The sequence below is a fragment of the Pseudomonas proteolytica genome (assembly GCF_007858275.1).
Lineage (GTDB): Bacteria > Pseudomonadota > Gammaproteobacteria > Pseudomonadales > Pseudomonadaceae > Aquipseudomonas > Aquipseudomonas proteolytica.
This window is the reverse complement of sequence record NZ_VFEV01000020.1, coordinates 66530-81971: the sequence shown is the minus strand read 5'-3', so window position 1 is coordinate 81971 and position 15442 is coordinate 66530. Positions and strand designations below refer to the sequence as shown.

Annotated in this window: 12 protein-coding genes and 1 tRNA gene; 5 read left to right on the top strand and 8 right to left on the bottom strand. The window is 60.9% G+C overall.

Annotation, left to right across the window (positions count from 1 at the left end; all coding sequences use genetic code 11):
- The first annotated feature begins 1 nt into the window (after nt 1).
- From FIV38_RS16055 to FIV38_RS16040, 4 genes are read left to right on the top strand one after another with little or no spacing between them, the layout of a single operon-like run.
- On the top strand, nt 2-1072 hold the full coding sequence (locus FIV38_RS16055) for a baseplate J/gp47 family protein (RefSeq protein ID WP_092235848.1): 1071 nt from the start codon (nt 2-4) through the stop codon (nt 1070-1072).
- Nucleotides 1069-1644 (top strand): YmfQ family protein, encoded by a 576-nt coding sequence (locus FIV38_RS16050; RefSeq protein ID WP_092235845.1) that lies wholly within the window; start codon nt 1069-1071, stop codon nt 1642-1644. Before FIV38_RS16055 ends, FIV38_RS16050 begins: the two co-directional genes overlap by 4 nt.
- Nucleotides 1644-2723 carry a hypothetical protein gene (locus FIV38_RS16045; protein ID WP_092235842.1) on the top strand — a complete coding sequence of 360 codons (1080 nt, stop codon included), beginning with the start codon at nt 1644-1646 and terminating at the stop codon, nt 2721-2723. Before FIV38_RS16050 ends, FIV38_RS16045 begins: the two co-directional genes overlap by 1 nt.
- Entirely contained in the window at nt 2723-3406 is a 684-nt protein-coding gene (locus tag FIV38_RS16040; protein WP_235861023.1) for a tail fiber assembly protein, read from the top strand. The genes FIV38_RS16045 and FIV38_RS16040 overlap by 1 nt, the downstream gene beginning before the upstream one ends.
- 172 nt (nt 3407-3578) lie before the next feature.
- Here FIV38_RS16040 and FIV38_RS16035 read toward each other — a convergent pair.
- Both FIV38_RS16035 and ggt read right to left on the bottom strand, forming a co-directional pair.
- Nucleotides 3579-3652 (bottom strand) — tRNA-Cys (locus FIV38_RS16035).
- Between the two features lie 229 nt (nt 3653-3881).
- Nucleotides 3882-5606 (bottom strand): gamma-glutamyltransferase, encoded by a 1725-nt coding sequence (ggt, locus tag FIV38_RS16030; RefSeq protein WP_092235839.1) that lies wholly within the window; start codon nt 5604-5606, stop codon nt 3882-3884.
- 145 nt (nt 5607-5751) lie between these two features.
- On the opposite strand from ggt, the gene FIV38_RS16025 reads away from it, so the two are divergent.
- On the top strand, nt 5752-7038 hold the full coding sequence (locus FIV38_RS16025; RefSeq protein ID WP_092235836.1) for an MFS transporter: 1287 nt from the start codon (nt 5752-5754) through the stop codon (nt 7036-7038).
- A 458-nt stretch (nt 7039-7496) separates the two neighbouring features.
- On the opposite strand, the gene FIV38_RS16020 is transcribed toward FIV38_RS16025, so the two are convergent.
- The 6 genes from FIV38_RS16020 to nosR form a co-directional block, all read right to left on the bottom strand.
- Nucleotides 7497-8000 (bottom strand): nitrous oxide reductase accessory protein NosL, encoded by a 504-nt coding sequence (locus tag FIV38_RS16020; protein WP_235861022.1) that lies wholly within the window; start codon nt 7998-8000, stop codon nt 7497-7499.
- 25 nt (nt 8001-8025) lie between these two features.
- Nucleotides 8026-8856: an ABC transporter permease gene (locus FIV38_RS16015; RefSeq protein WP_029294854.1), complete on the bottom strand. Its 831-nt coding sequence runs from the start codon at nt 8854-8856 to the stop codon at nt 8026-8028.
- Nucleotides 8853-9764, bottom strand: coding sequence for an ABC transporter ATP-binding protein (locus FIV38_RS16010; RefSeq protein ID WP_092237407.1), 912 nt, complete (start codon nt 9762-9764; stop codon nt 8853-8855). The genes FIV38_RS16015 and FIV38_RS16010 overlap by 4 nt, the downstream gene beginning before the upstream one ends.
- The gene (locus FIV38_RS16005) at nt 9764-11023 is read right to left on the bottom strand and encodes a nitrous oxide reductase family maturation protein NosD (protein WP_268969302.1); all 1260 of its coding nucleotides are present in this window, start codon (nt 11021-11023) and stop codon (nt 9764-9766) included. The genes FIV38_RS16010 and FIV38_RS16005 overlap by 1 nt, the downstream gene beginning before the upstream one ends.
- A 178-nt stretch (nt 11024-11201) precedes the next feature.
- The gene (gene nosZ, locus FIV38_RS16000; protein ID WP_029294848.1) at nt 11202-13124 is read right to left on the bottom strand and encodes a TAT-dependent nitrous-oxide reductase; all 1923 of its coding nucleotides are present in this window, start codon (nt 13122-13124) and stop codon (nt 11202-11204) included.
- Nucleotides 13125-13162: 38 nt separating this feature from the next.
- Entirely contained in the window at nt 13163-15343 is a 2181-nt protein-coding gene (nosR, locus tag FIV38_RS15995) for a transcriptional regulator NosR (protein ID WP_092235826.1), read from the bottom strand.
- Nucleotides 15344-15442: the final 99 nt, after the last annotated feature.

The window sequence follows — 15442 nt, the reverse complement described above, 5'->3', positions numbered from 1 at the left end:
CATGGCTTATACCGCCCCCGGCCTGGACGAGATTCTGCGCGGCATCCTGCGCGACATTCGCAACCTTCAAACCGAAGCCGATATCGGCCCCGACAGCGACAACTATGTACGCTCGGCCGCTGTGGCCTCGGCTATTGAGGGGCTATATCAGAAGCTGGCCTGGGTATACCGCCAGATTTTCCCGGACACTGCCGACGAAGAGGAACTGGTCCACGCGGCCGCGCTTAGGGGGGTGCTACAAAAAGACCCCGTAGCGGCCACCGGTACGGCTGCACTCAAAGGCACGCCCGGCGTACCGTTGCTGCTTGGTGCCACCTTAAAACACGTTGTCACGGGCGAACTGTTCACCGCCAAAGCTAGCGCGAACATTGGCACCGATGGCACTGCCTCGGTCCTGGTCGAAGCCCAAACCGTCGGTGTTGCACTCAACGATCTGACGGGCGCCCTGGTGCTAACCAGCCCGCCGTTGGGCATGGACGCGGCCGCTACTTTCATCGGCAAGACTACGGGCGGCGAAGAACGGGAGACAGTTGAATCCCTGCTGGCCCGTTACCTGGACATCATCCAGTCGCCCCCGGCCGGTGGTGCGGCCTATGACTACCGTCGTTGGGCGTTGGAGGTCGATGGAGTAGCCGACGCGCTGCCTATCCCCCTGCGTAGAGGGGGCGGCACCGTTGATGTAGTCATCACCGCCAGCTCTGGTAACCCTTCGGCCGAGGTCATTGCGGCATGCCTGGCACATATACAAGACCAGTGCTCAGTGATCGCCGACCTATGGGTCTACGCGCCAACTATCCGCGTAGTCAACGCCGCCGCCAAAATTGAACTAGCCCCAGGCTTCACTCTGGCCGAAGTGCAGGCCGCAGCGCAAAAGGCTTACAACGTCCTTCTGGGCGCGTTAAAGCCCCGCGAGCCCCTCAAACGCTCACAGATCGAAGCCATGATCAACAACCTGGCTGGCGTCCTGGACCGTGCTGTCACTGCTCCAGCCGGGAACGTCAAAGCGTCCGATGACCCGGCGCTTATTGGCTGGATTCGCCCCGGCACCATCATTTTGGGCCTGCTGGAATGACCACGCTCGCCGATCAGCTCCGGTTGCTGCTGCCGCCTGTTTCCTATGACGGGTCGGCGCCTTACCTGTCAGCCACCATTGAGGCCGAAGCCAATGCCATGGACCTGGCCGACGCCCAGGCAAACGTGGTTTACAACACAATTTTTCCCGATTCCGGCGAAGGGCTTGCCGATTGGGAGCGGGTGCTGGCCTTGCCCGACCCCTGCCTGCTCGGCCAAGCCCAGACTGTCGGCCAACGTGTAAAGGCCGTTGTTAGCAAGCTGCCTGGCCGTGCAGGCCAAAGTAAATCCTTCTTTATCGCCCTGGCTAAGTCTTTGGGCTACGACATCACCATCACCACATTCCGACCAGCGCGAGTTGGCATAGCGCGAGCTGGCGACCCCATCAACGGTGCTGACTGGGACTTCACCTGGCGGGTTAACGCTCCGGCCGTAACGGTGAGTTATGCCAGGGCCGGTGCTACGGGCGCTGGCGATCCTTTATCCGTCTGGGGCAACAGAGCCCTGGAGTGTCGGCTGGGCCAGATGAAGCCCGCCGAGTCCATTTTGCTGTTCGGTTACGGAGACAACTAATGCAGAAGATCAGCGACAGCACCAGCACCGCGAATGCTGATGGCGAGTTTACCGAGGGCAACCCACAAGCTGGGGCAGACGCGACACTGATCAAGGCAGCTTGGCTGAACGCCATTCAGCGAGAGATTGTGGCGGTTATTCTCGCTGCTGGGCTGAATCTCAATAAAAACGATGACACCCAACTGTCCAAGGCTGTCAGCGCGTTGGCAGGGTCAGCAGCTGACTTTAATAAGCTGCTGAACAAGCCAACCACGCTTGGTGGCTATGGCATTACTGATACCTATCGTGCCGTCGATATCGACCACAAGCTGAATGGCAAGATTAATGGGGATTGGGCCGATACCATTGGGTTTGCTGGCGACAACCCAGCACAACCCTACATGCGCCAGACATCGACCGGCACCAATTTCCTCTTGGCACCTGCAAATCACGGCCACTCCTTTTCGAGTCTGACTGGAATACCAACCACGCTAGCGGGGCATGGCATCTACGATGCCTTTACTAAAACGCAGGTCGAAGCACTTATCAACGGAGAGGTTGCTCGACTGATCGGTGCCGCTCCCGGTGCTGTAGATACGATTGAAGAGCTTGCTAAGTCGCTCAACAACAACCCAAATTTTGCGACTGACGTAATTAATGGTCTGTCCGGCAAGGCCGACAAAGCAACGACCATACAAGGCTATGGAATTACTGACTGTTATCGTGTAGTCGACGTGGACTACAGGCTGGATGCCAAGGCCAATTGGGGAACCACTCTGGCCGACTATCGAATCACGGACTCGTATCGTGCCGTTGATGTTGATTACAAACTCGTTTTCAAGGCAGACAGGGCATCAACCGCTGCTGGTTACGGTCTCACAGATGTTCACACGCTCACTTCGTTCATGAAGCCTGTCACTGGGCAGTGGGTGGGCCTGAGCGGGTCGGGAGCTATTCCAGCGGGTGGGACATGGGCTTACTTTGTCGTTAGCTACAACAACGTCGGGGTGATTGCTCAAAGTGGTGCTGGGGTGACGACAGGTGGAACAACTGTCGGATTCACAAACAGTTCAAATGGTTTTGCATGGAGGATTGCATAATGACGACTAAGAAAGTGGCGATTGTAGGGTCGTCAAATGTAACCATCGCCCGCGATCTGGTGGGAGTCCCAGCAGAGCCTACTATCGAGAATATCCAGAGGGTGTCCGATGGGAGCTATATGGTGACCTATAACGGGGCGCCCCATCATGTCGTAGAACTGGAGTCACCCGAGCTATACACCCTGGTCCTTGCGAGCATAGAGGCTGGGGCGAAAGTCGAAAAATATCTGGGGTCGAGTACTTCTGATGAATTGAAGCCTTCCGTGCCAGAGCCGACGATTGAGAATATCCAAAGCCGAACTGATGGAAGCTACGTTGTCATTTACAAGGGCCTTCCATATCACGCCACAAGGCTAGAGACCCCCGAGGTTTACGAGCAAGTCCTTGCAAAGATTGAAGCGGGTGAGCCTGTCACGGAATATCAGGAACGAGTTGTTCCAATGCCCACTCCGGCTGAGGAAGCTCAAAACGTAATCGCCAGCCGACGCGCCATTGCTGATTACGCAATCAGGCCGTTTCAGGACGCCGTAGATATTGATGATGCGACCGATTCAGAGGTTGCAGCACTCAAAGCCTGGAAGAAGTATCGGGTGGCCCTGAACCGAGTGCATGAGCAACAGGGTTATCCCCTGAAAATCGAGTGGCCTGAGGTGCCAATCATCCCGCAAAACTCAGCAGGTTGACCCCGAATAGGCCGTGCCAATCATCGTGCAACGCGGTGCCAAATCCGACGCGCGCTTACACCTTCAAAATGAGATAGTTTCGGAACTCCACCCTCTAAAGTTTCGGAACTCCAGCACTTTCCTGCAGGCAATAAAAAACCCCGTAGACGTTAATCTACGGGGCTTTCAAGAGTGGAGGCCGAGGTCGGAATCGAACCGGCGTAGGCGGATTTGCAATCCGCTGCATAACCATTTTGCTACTCGGCCTCAAACGATCAATGCCAAAATAACCGACATTCACCGCATATAAACTTGAGTGGGCTATGTGAAGCTAGCCTCTACTCTATCTCATTGAAAACATTGAAGTTTTTTATGCCTCAGTGCGTTCGATGGCGGCAATTATGTACTGATTTGCCGGGACTGGCAACCCCTTGATTTCAAAAAATATTCTTCTGTGAAGCAGAGCAAGGGCGGCAGGCCCCTGCCCTGCCTGGGGTTAGTAGCCCAATGACAGCCCGGTGTTGCGCCGTGGGTCGTTGGCGCCGTAGAAGCGGTTGTTGCCCACGGGTTTGCCGTCCAGGGATGGGGCGCCGACGAGGATGGCGGCCAGGTGGTTGGCGTCTTGGGGGGCGGCGAATTTGTGGCCCCAGCTTTCGAGGATTTTCTGGGTGTCGGGGCTCAGGGCGAAGGTTTCGAGGTTGGTGCTGTCGGGCATCCACTGTTGGTGGAAGCGTGGGGCGTTGACGGCTTCCTGGATGTTCATCTTGTAGTCGATGACGTTGAGGATGGTCAGCAAGGTGGCGGTGATGATGCGGCTGCCGCCCGGTGTGCCGATGACCATCACGGCCTTGCCGTCCTTGGTGACGATGGTCGGGCTCATGGACGACAGTGGCGCCTTGCCTGGGGCGATGGCGTTGGCTTCGCCCTGGACCAGGCCGTACATGTTGGGCACGCCGACCTTGACGGTGAAGTCGTCCATCTCGTCGTTCAAGATCACCCCGGTCTTGCTGGCCATGACGCCGGCGCCGAACCAGTCGTTGAGGGTGTAGGTCACCGAGACTGCGTTGCCCCATTTGTCGACGATGGAGTAATGGGTGGTGTTGCTGCCTTCATGGGGCGCGACGCCGGGCTTGATGGCCATGGAGTCGCCAGCCTTTTGCGGCTCGATGGCGGCGCGCAGTTTGGCGGCGTAGTTCTTGTCCAGCAGGTGCTCCACCGGGTTCTGTACAAAGTCCGGGTCGCCCAGATAGCTGTTGCGGTCGACGTAGGCGTGGCGCATGGCTTCGATCTGGTAATGGGTGCCCTGGGCCGAGCCGTAGCCCAGTTCGGCCATGGGGTAGCCTTCGAGGATGTTCATGATCTGGCAAATCACCAAGCCGCCCGAGCTGGGTGGTGGCGCCGAGACTACGTGGTAGCCGCGATAATCGCACTCGATGGGCGCCAGTTCGCGGGTCTGGTATTTGTCCAGGTCGGCCTGGGCGATGATGCCCTTGCCGGCCTGACTGGAATCGACAATGGCCTTGGCCACCCAGCCTTTGTAGAAGCCATCGGTGCCCTTGGCGGAGATTTCCCGCAGGGTGCGGGCCAGGTCTTTTTGCACCAGTTTCTGCCCGACCTGCAGTGGCTCACCCTTGTTGAGGAAGATGCCGCGCAGGTCCTGATCTTTTTTGAACTCTTCGGTGGCGCTATGCAGCATGTCGATATCGCCCTGGTCGAGGGCGAAGCCGTTTTCTGCGAGCTTGATTGCCGGCGCGATGACTTGGGCGCGCTTGAGGGTGCCGTATTTGCTCAGGGCCAGCTCCATGCCGGAGACGGTGCCGGGTACGCCGACGGCCAGGTGGCCCTTGGCGCTGAGGCCGGGGACGACGTTGCCGTCCTTGTCCAGGTACATGTCGGCGGTGGCCGCCAATGGGGCTTTTTCGCGGAAGTCGAGGAAGGTCTTGCGCCCGTCCGCCAGTTGCACGGTCATGAACCCACCGCCCCCCAGGTTACCCGCCGCCGGATAAACCACCGCCAGGGCGTAACCCACGGCGACAGCCGCATCCACGGCGTTGCCGCCGGCCTTCAACACATCGACGCCCACATGGGTCGCCAAATGCTGGGCCGTCACCACCATGCCGTTTTCACCGGCCACCGGGGCCTGGGAGGCCGCCTGCACACCGCTGAATGTCAGGACCAGGGCCGTCGCGATCAAGGTTCGGGTAAAGGGTTGGTAGTTCATCCGTGGATACTCTGTTTTATTAGAAGCATTAAACGTAGCTGCTTTCGCACGCCAACCCCAGTCAGGTGGCGCGTTTCAGACAGAGCTTGTCGGTGTCGGAATGCTATATTCGCCCCGCCCCACTCCTTGCCCATGAGACTCACCGATGCCCACGGTCGCCGACCCGATCCATGCGCTGTACCACAAGATCACCTGGAAGCTGATTCCCTTCCTGTGTTTCTGCTACCTGGCCGCCTATCTGGACCGGATCAACATCGGTTTTGCCAAGCTGCAGATGCAAGACCAGTTGCAGTTCAGCGAAACCGCGTTCGGCCTGGGCGCCGGCCTGTTTTTTGTCGGCTATATCCTGTTTGAAGTGCCGAGCAACCTGATCCTGGAGCGTGTCGGCGCGCGGATCTGGATTGCCCGCATCATGATCACCTGGGGCCTGCTCTCGGCCTGCACGCTGCTGGTCACTTCCACTACCCAGTTCTATGTCCTGCGCTTTTTGCTCGGCGTTGCCGAGGCGGGGTTCCTGCCGGGGGTGTTGTACTACCTGACCACTTGGTTCCCCACCCATCGCCGGGGGCGGGTGATTGCGCTGTTCATGATCGGCCTGCCGCTGTCCAGTGTGATTGGTGGGCCGTTGTCTGGCTGGATCATGAGCCACTTCGACCAGCTGGCCGGCCTGCGCGGCTGGCAATGGCTGTTCCTGCTTGAAGCATTGCCCAGCGTGCTGTTGGGGGTGCTGGCGTTCTGGGCGCTGCCCAATACCTATCACCAGGCCAAATGGTTGTCTGCCGACGAAAAGGTCCTGCTGCAACAGCAATTGCACGCCGACGCCAGCCAGGCCAGCCACAGCCCGCGGCGCTTTCGTGATGGGTTCTTCAACATTAAGGTGTGGATGCTCGGCGGGATCGATTTTTCGATCCTGCTCAGTGCCTATGCCATGGGTTTCTGGATGCCGACCCTGATTCGTAACGCGGGGATCAGCGACACCTTCCATATCGGCCTGCTCACCGCCCTGCCCAGCGTCGCCGCGCTGGCCGGCATGCTGCTGATCGGCGCCAGCTCCGACAAATACCGTGAGCGCCGCTGGCATATTATCGTGCCCTTTCTGGTGGGCGCCGTGGCCATGGCCAGCAGCACCTTCTTCACCCATAACGTGGTCGCCACCGTGGCCCTGTTTGCCGTGGCTTCGGCGGCGATCCTTGGCGCAGTGCCGGTGTTTTTCAGCCTGCCAGCGACCTTCCTCACCGGCACGGCGGCAGCCACTGGCTTTGCCCTGGCCTGCTCCCTGGCGAACATCGCCGGCTTGGTCAGCAACTCGCTGATGGGCCTGGCCATCGACCTGACCGGCAGCAGTGCCGGGGCGATGTGGTTCTTTGCCGGGAGCCTGCTGCTCAGTTGCTTGCTGGTGATCGCCTTGCCGGCGAAGTTGGTCAACCGTTAAGGGCAGTACCGCACAACTCCCCCTGTGGCGAGCGGGCTTGTCCCGCGCTGGGCTGCAAAGCAGCCCCAATAAGCCCGCCGCGTTTCTACAGATAAACCGCGATGGCCAGGTTTAGGGCTGCTTCGCAGCCCAGCGCGGGCGATGCGGCGTTCCGACAAGCCCGCTCGCCACAACAGCCGTGTCTGCTTGATATCGCCGGTTTGTTCAGTAACTCGTTGATGGGTCTGGCCATCGAACTTACCGGCGAGGTTGGTCAACCGTTAAAGGCCGTACCGCACAACTCCCCCTGTGGCGAGCGGGCTTGCCCCGCGCTGGGCTGCGCAGCAGCCCCAATAAGCCCGCCGCGTTTCTACAGACAAACCGCGATGGCCAGGTTTAGGGCTGCTGCTCAGCCCAGCGCGGGCGATGCGGCGTTCCGACAAGCCCGCTCGCCACGACAGCGGTATTTGCTTGGGTTATCAATGGCCGCTATGGGACATACCTGCCGGCTGTTGTAGCAGCGCCAGGTCGATCTCCTCGAAACGCAACACCCGCCCGCCGGTGTCCGCCGCGACTTTCTGTGCCACCGCCTGCTCGGCAAACGAGGCCAGCACCACGCCCATGGCGCCCTTGAGCCCGGTGCCCAGCACGTAGTACGCCGTCTTGGCGTCGATCAGATGGGCATCATCCGGGGTGTCCCAATGACTGCGTCCCATGTCATGCACATACAGCTTTGACTGGGCATGATGGTTTTCCGGCTGCAACCACCAGCCGAGCATTTCTGCGGTCGAGCAAAACTTCTTCGCCGCGCCCTGCTCCACCACCTGGCCCTTGGGCCCCGGGAATTCGCTGATCACCATGCCGCACACATGGCATTCATCGGCTGGATGAAACGCCACCGGCCCATCACCCACGCCCGCCGCCACCGGTTTGTCACACCCGACCAACAGCAGGCTCAACAGCAATACCAACCCGATTTTCATGCTCATCCGCTCCACTAATAAAAACTCAGGCTGCGCGCCGCCCAAACAGCCAATAGGCCCAGGCCAGTGGCCCTACGACCCATAAAGCCAGGCATAGCCACAACACCGCCGTCGGCACTGCCAGGTCGCCCGCCAATGCCATCACGCCCACCGACGCCGGGCCGGTATCGAAGCCCGACAGGTTGATCAGCCGGTACACATCCGCCGGGTTGAACAGCAACAGCCAGGGCAGCAGCGTCGGGCTGAACTGGCCCTCGCTGATGACCAGCAGCGCCAGCAACGCCAGGTCGAACACCAGGACAAAAAAGAACCACACGCCCAAGGCCAGCCCGGCCGCCGTGGACTTCTCTGCCGAGACGGCGCTCAACACATACGCCAGCCCCAGAAAGCCCCAGCCGAGCAAAGTCGACGTCAGCATGAATCGACCAAACGCCCACAGCAGCAGGCTGAACTCGACGTCATCCACCAGCAGCGCAATGGCGAGCATGGCGCAGCCAAAGCCAATGAAGGTCGCCAGAGCCAGGATCAACCCGTGCCCCACGAACTTGCCCAGCAGGATCTGCCCGCGCCCCAGGGGATAAGTGAGCAACAGCAGCAAGGTGCCGCTTTCGTCCTCGCCCACAATCGCGTCATAGGCCAGCAACAGCGCAATCAACGGCATCAGGAAGGTCGCAAGGCTGGCCAGGCTGGCGATGGTCGCCGGGATCGAGGTGAAACCCAGTTGCCCCGACGCCGCCGCACCCAGCCAGGCGATGCCGATGGCCAGCACCGCGAACAACAGGCTGATCGCTAACAACCAGCGATTGCGCAGGCCATCGCTGAATTCCTTGCGGGCCATGTTCCAGATCGGCGTCATAGGGCACGCTCCGCAGGGCTGTCCATGTAATGGCGGTACAGGTCCTCCAGGGACGGCACGACGATTTCCACATCGCTGGGGTTTTCCTGGTCGAGCAACTGACGCAGCAGGTCCAGCTTGTTGCCATTGAACGCAGCCACTTGCAGGCCCTGCGCGCCCCAGCGCCGGGTCACGTGGCCGGCCTCGCTCCAGCGTTTTTGCAAGAGCGCCGCGCGTTGCAGGCCACTGCTGCGGATCAGGGTCGGCAGCCCGGCTTCTTCGCGCAACGCCGCCAGGGTGCCGAGGGCCAGCAGGCGGCCCTGGGTGAGGATCGCGGCGCGGTTGATATGGGCTTCCACCCCCGGCAGCACATGGGAGCAAAGGATGATGCTGGTGCCCTGCCCGCGCAGGCGGTCGAGCAAGCGATACAAATCCTGGGTGGCAATCGGGTCGAGGCCCACGGTGGGCTCGTCGAGCAGCAGCAGGCGCGGCTCGCCAAGCAGGGCCTGGGCCAGGCCGAGGCGCTGGCGCATGCCCTTGGAATAGGTCTTGACTCGCCGCCGCGCTGCCGCGGTCAGGCCGACGTCTTCGAGCAACGTCGCGACCTGGCTCATCGGCGCGCCCTTGAGCCGGGCAAAATGCTGCAGGGTCTCGAGGCCGCTGAGTTGTGGGTAGAAGGTCACGTTTTCCGGCAGGTACCCGAGCATCTGCCGTACCTGGGGGTCGCTGGGCGCCCGGCCGAACACCCGCACCTGGCCGCTGCTTGCCTGCAACAGACCGAGGATCAGCTTCATGCTGGTGGTCTTGCCCGCGCCGTTATGGCCGAACAGGCCCAGCACCTCGCCGGGCGCCAGGCTCAGGTTCAGGTCATGCAGCACAGTGGCGTGCCCATAACGCTGGGTCACGCCTTGGATTTCGACGACAGGCATCATGCGGGCTCCTTGAGCAGGGAAAGCGTGGGGTCTTTCATCAGCGGATGGCTGTCCATCACTCCCGGCGACTTGATCACCGGAAACGCCCGCTGCACCCAGCGCAGCAACTCGATGCCGGGGCTGTTCATCAACAGGCGCACTTGGGGGTACAGCCACAGCAGGCGGTCGACGTTATCGTTGGGCTCGTAGGCCACATCCCCCAGGCCATCGCTGTTGCGGTCCCAGCCCAGGTAGTCGCTCCAGTAATTGCCCCGGCCATCCGCCGACCACTCCTGCAAACGTGTGGCCACGTACTTGACCTGGCGCTGGTTGCCGACAAAGGCGTTGCCGGCAATCCGGTTGTCTTCGGAGCCGGCCGTGAGGTGAATGCCCACCGCACTGCGCCCGAAGTGGTTGTGTTCGATGCTGTTGAACAGCGAGTTGTAGATAAACAGTGCCTTGCCTTCGGCACCGGTGATCATGGTGTCGCCCGTGGTGCCGTCGCGCACATCGTTGACCACGTTGTCGCGCAGGGTGGAATAGGTGATGTAGTTCATCAGGATCCCGTAGTTCTGATCCTCTTCCGAGCGATTGCCGATCACCGTCAGCTTGCGGCTTTGCATCAAGGCGTAGCCGGTACGGGTGCGGCGGGTGATGTTGTCGAGCACCTGGTTGTCGTTGGCGAACATGTAGTGGATGCCATAGCGCAGATCTTCCAGGGTGTTGCCTTGCAGCAGGTTGCCGTTGGAGGTGTCGATGTAGATGCCGTCGCGGGCGTCGCGCACGTGGTTGCCGATCACTCGCGCGCCCTTGACCGCGTACAGGTGGATGCCATTGCCCCGGTCCTGGGAGCGCAGGGTGGGGTCGCCCTGGATCTGGTTGTCGATCACGCTCACGTCCGCCGTGCCATCGACCCACACGCCAAAACCCTGGCCGCGCATGTGGTTGCCCTTGATCAAGGTGCCGTGGGCCTTGGGTTGGATGAAGATCGCCGCGTTCATCGCGGTGAGGTCATGGCCCCAGTCGAGGAAGGTGCAGCCCTCGACGGTGACGTCGGCAGCGCTGATCAGCAAGCCATTGCCCAAGCCCTGGCTGTGGATCACCGCACCGGGTTCGCAGGTGAGTTGCAAAGGTTGGTCGATGCTGAAGGAGCCCTGGTAGTCGCCGGCGGGCAGGCGCCAGTGCTGCGGGCCTGCGGCTACCAACGGCAAGTCGGTGATGGGCAGTACTGCGGCGCTGGCGGTGGCCGAAAATAGCAGCCACACACACCCGATCAATAACGTGCGGGGTTGAACCACGGAGTATTCCTTTTGATCAAAACCCAATCTGTGGAGCGACACAGATCTAGTGTGAGAGCTGGCTTGCCTGCGATGGCGGTATACCAGCCGCCAAAAATAGTGGCTGAACCGCCGCTATCGCGGGCAAGCCCGCTCCCACATTGGTTGGTGCTCGCCGTTAAGCGCGCTCGACCAACATGCGCCCTACCATCTCCATATGCAGCGCATGGCAGAACCAGCTGCAGTAGTACCAATGCAGCCCCGGCTTGTCGGCGATGAAGGTGATGGAAGACGTTTGCTGCGGGCTGATTTCCATGCTCACTCCATGGTTGGTCATGACAAAGCCGTGGGTCACGTCCTCGATCTGGTCGATGTTGGTAATGGTCACCGTGACCTCATCGCCCTGCTTGACGGTAAATTCCGTGAGGCCATAGGTCGGCGCCATGGAGGTCATGTACACCCGCACTTTCTTGCCGTCGCGGATCACCTTGTTATCGGTCTCCAGCTTGATGCCGTCCTTGGCAGCGATGGCCACGGTTTCGGCAAAGAACGGGTCGTTGCGCTCCCAGATTTTCTTGGTCTTGATCTGGTCGCGCCGCGCCATCACGCAGTCATGAGGTTCGGCGAAGGTCGGGCCGTCGTGGACCAGTTTCATTTCATCGCCCGAGATATCGATCAATTGATCGTTTTCCGGGTGCAACGGGCCGGTGGGCAGGAAGCGGTCCTTGGAGAATTTGCTGAGCACCACCAGCCATTGGCCGTCGGCGTCCCGGGTTTCGGTGAGCGAGGCGTGGTTGTGGCCCGGTTGGTAGTGCACATCGAGCTTCTGCTTGATGTAGTTGACCTTCTCGCCGCCGTAGGCGCGGATGGCTTCGGCGATGTTCCACTTCACCACCTGGCTGTCGATAAACAGCGTGGTGTAGGCAAAACCCCGGCCATCGTAGGTGGTGTGCAACGGGCCCAGGCCCAGCTCCGGCTCGCCGACGACCACGCCGCGCGGGTCTTTGATCTTGTCGCTGAACAGGTCGTCGAGCTTGTCGATGGCGATGATGGTGCAGGTCGGCGACAGCTTGCCGTTGGCGATAAAGTACTTGCCGTCCGGCGAGGTGTTGCAGCCATGGGGGTTCTTCGGCACCGGGATATAGCGGGTGAATTCACTGTCCTTGCCATCGTCGCCCTTGCGCCCGTCCACCACCGGCACCTTGACGCCGTCGAGGTTGATGAACTTGCCGGCCTTGATCGCCGCCTCGATGCGCGGGATGTTGAACACTACCACCCAGTCGCGCTCGTTGCGCATCATGCCGCCCAGGTCGGAGGCCTTCTCGGAGTTGTAGCAAGTGGCCGCCGCGTATTTCCCGGTGTAATCCATGTCGGCGTTGTCGAGGTTGCCATCGACGATGACCTGGAAGGCCATTTCCATTTTTTCCGCGTCGATGGCGTTGAACATGGTGAAGCTGTTTTTGTCTTGCAGGTCGAAGGTGTGGCCGTCATTGGGGTGCGGAATGATGAACTCGGCGTTGCAGAACACGTACTTGGTGTACGGCACCTTTTGCAGGCGCAGACCGTGGATCGCCTGGGCGTTGGGCACGGTGACGATCTTGTCGCACTTCATGATGTCCAGGCGGATCCGCGCGACGCGGGTGTTGGCCTTGTCGTTGATAAACAGGTATTTGCCGTCGTAGCGGCCATCGGTGGTGGACAAGTGCGGGTGATGGCAATCACCGTTCTGGTACTTGGCGCCCTCGCCGAGGATGCGCTTGCTCTCGTTGGTCAGGCCCCAGCCGGTGGCCGAGTCGACGTTGAATACCGGGATGCGCATCAGCTCGCGCATCGACGGCACACCCAGCACCCGCACTTCGCCTTGGTGGCCGCCGCTCCAGAAACCGTAGTACTGGTCCAGCTCACCCGGGCCCACATGGATCTTCGACTTCGCTTCCTTGGCCGCCGCCGCAAAGGACTCGCGGGTAAACACCGTACCGCCGATGGCCGAGGCGCCTGCCAGCACCGCGCCGGTCACGGCGCCGGTGCCGAGGAAGCCACGCCGGCTCATGCCTTCGGGTTGCGGTGTGGCCCCGGTTTTTTTCGATTCGCTGTCGTTCATGATGTGCTCCAGATGGGAAAAGTGGGTGCCCAAGGCCGTCATTCAGGCACCGCCACCTGCACCACCGGGATCAATTGCCCAGGGGTGGGTGCGGCCTTGTTGCGTTTCTTGCGTTTGTTGATCAGTGGCGGGCATTTGTGGTCGTTGTGCCAGGTCATCTGGCAATCGAGGCAGTAGTGGCATTCATTGGCGTTGATATGGCCATCGGGGTGGATCGCCTGGATCTCGCATTCCTTGGCGCACAATTGGCACGGATCGCCACATTCCTTGCGCCGCTTGAGCCAGTCGAACAGGCGGAACTTGCTCGGGATTGCCAGCGCCGCGCCCAGCGGGCAGAGATAGCGGCAATAGACCTTGCGCGTGAAAATGTTGATCACCAGCAGCACCAAGGCATAGGCGACGAACCACCACTGGCGGTCGAAATGCAGGGTGATGGCGGTCTTGAACGGTTCCACTTCGGCAAACCGTTCGGCAGTGGCCATCGACTCCAGGGACAGGCCAAACAGCCCTAGCAGGATCAGGTACTTGATCGCCCACAGCCGCTCATGCACGGCAAACGGCAGTTCGAACTGGCGCACCTTGAGCTTGCGAGCCGCCTCGTTGATCAACTCCTGCAGCGCCCCGAACGGGCACAACCAACCACAGAACACCCCACGCCCCCACAGCAGGATGCTGGCGGCGGTGAATACCCAGAGCATGAAGATCAGCGGGTCGGTGAGGAACAGCTCCCAGCGGAACTGCTGGAACAGCGCATGCACGAAAGTCAGCACATTGACCACCGACAACTGGCCCAGGGCGTACCAGCCGATAAACACCACGGTAAACAGCAGGTAACCGCGACGCACCCAGTGCAGCAGACGCGGGCGCCGGGCCAGGCTGTCCTGCAAAAACAGAATCACCGTCAACAGCACCAGGGCGGCGCCCAGCACCAGGACCTGCACCTGTTTCTGGTACCAGATCGTCAGCCACATCGGCCGCTTGGCTTCGTCGATGGCGGCCTGTTCCGCGGCGGTCGGCAGGGGTCGTTCCAGGTAGGCCTCGGGCATCTGGTAAGGCAGTTCAAAGCTGGTGAAGGTGCCGCTGACCGGGCCGGTCTGGCGCCGCACCAGCAACTCCAGGGTCCACGCCGAGCCTGGGTCGAACGCGGCCTGGGGGCGCACGATAAACACCGACATTTCCTCGAACTCGGGCATGCCCTCGGCGAATACGTCATACAGGCGCTGGTGGTCCATATCGCGAAAGCTGATGACGTTGCCGAACTGGCGCAACTGCACCCGATCAAAAATCCCGCCGCGCACGTAGCCCGAGCCCTTGAACGAAAACACCCCGCGACCCAGCACCGCAATGGCCTGTTCGCCAGGCTTGAGGCCGTGCATCAGCACCCGGTACTGCGCCTCGCCCAACAGGTTGCGACCGATGGTCGGCGCGTTGAGATCCGCCACATACAAGTCGATAAATGTCTCGTCGGCCTGCCCCGGCCCCGCCACTTCCACACCTTCGGCCTCGGTGCCCTTGAAGGCAGCGTCCACCTGGCCGCGTGTCAGGTGCAGGCGACGCACTGCGCCATTACCGGTCAATTGCGCCCAGTTGGCGGGCTCGAACAGATCAGGGCGCACCAGCGCGACTTTCTGCGCGGTGCTGGCCTTGTCCTCGATCAATTTGAGCGACACCGCCACTTCATGGGCGGCACGCATGATCACTTCATTGACCACCATGGCCGTAACGGTGGCACCGGCCACCGCATCCACAGTCACCGCCTGGCTGTCGCTGGAGTGCCCCACTACTACCCGCTGCCTGACGTTGATCCCACTGTAGCGCGCCGTGAAGTCATGCAACTTGGCCTCGGGAATGCCAATCAGCAGGATCGGCTCGTGGTGCTCCAGCACATAGGCATCACGGATCACCCCGGCCGGGTCGAGGATCACTTGGGTGTTGATCGGTTTGCCGGAGTAAGCCGGGATATCCACCACATCCAGGCTCTGGAACACGTAGCCGATCACCGCGCCTTTGGCCGACAGCGTGCGCACCTTGAACTTGCCTTCAGGGGCGGAAATGGCGTCTGCCTGGGGGAAGATCTTGTCGATGCGCTGCTGTTCAATCGCGCCGTAGGACTTGGCCTGGGCCGGGCCGGCCAGGCTGAACAGTAAAACCAGGACAACCAGCCAGGTGACGGGACTTGCCGCCAAGGTAGCGAGGGTCGAGGGCTTGGTGCGGTTCATGGGCTCACTGACTTCAACGGCCGGAATATGCAGCCGATGGTAGGTGGCAGGTGGCCAGTGAGCCCTTGATTGAAATCAAGTCTGGGGGCGGTGCGGCGT

Bases quoted from the DNA above. Each gene is read 5' to 3' on its own strand.
- FIV38_RS16015 (WP_029294854.1), bottom strand. From the start codon at position 8,856: ATGACGCCGATCTGGAACATGGCCCGCAAGGAATTCAGCGATGGCCTG.
- FIV38_RS16020 (WP_235861022.1), bottom strand. From the start codon at position 8,000: ATGAAAATCGGGTTGGTATTGCTGTTGAGCCTGCTGTTGGTCGGGTGT.
- FIV38_RS16010 (WP_092237407.1), bottom strand. From the start codon at position 9,764: ATGCCTGTCGTCGAAATCCAAGGCGTGACCCAGCGTTATGGGCACGCC.
- FIV38_RS16025 (WP_092235836.1), top strand. From the start codon at position 5,752: ATGCCCACGGTCGCCGACCCGATCCATGCGCTGTACCACAAGATCACC.
- FIV38_RS16040 (WP_235861023.1), top strand. From the start codon at position 2,723: ATGACGACTAAGAAAGTGGCGATTGTAGGGTCGTCAAATGTAACCATC.
- FIV38_RS16045 (WP_092235842.1), top strand. From the start codon at position 1,644: ATGCAGAAGATCAGCGACAGCACCAGCACCGCGAATGCTGATGGCGAG.
- FIV38_RS16055 (WP_092235848.1), top strand. From the start codon at position 2: ATGGCTTATACCGCCCCCGGCCTGGACGAGATTCTGCGCGGCATCCTG.
- nosR (WP_092235826.1), bottom strand. From the start codon at position 15,343: ATGAACCGCACCAAGCCCTCGACCCTCGCTACCTTGGCGGCAAGTCCC.
- nosZ (WP_029294848.1), bottom strand. From the start codon at position 13,124: ATGAACGACAGCGAATCGAAAAAAACCGGGGCCACACCGCAACCCGAA.
- ggt (WP_092235839.1), bottom strand. From the start codon at position 5,606: ATGAACTACCAACCCTTTACCCGAACCTTGATCGCGACGGCCCTGGTC.
- FIV38_RS16050 (WP_092235845.1), top strand. From the start codon at position 1,069: ATGACCACGCTCGCCGATCAGCTCCGGTTGCTGCTGCCGCCTGTTTCC.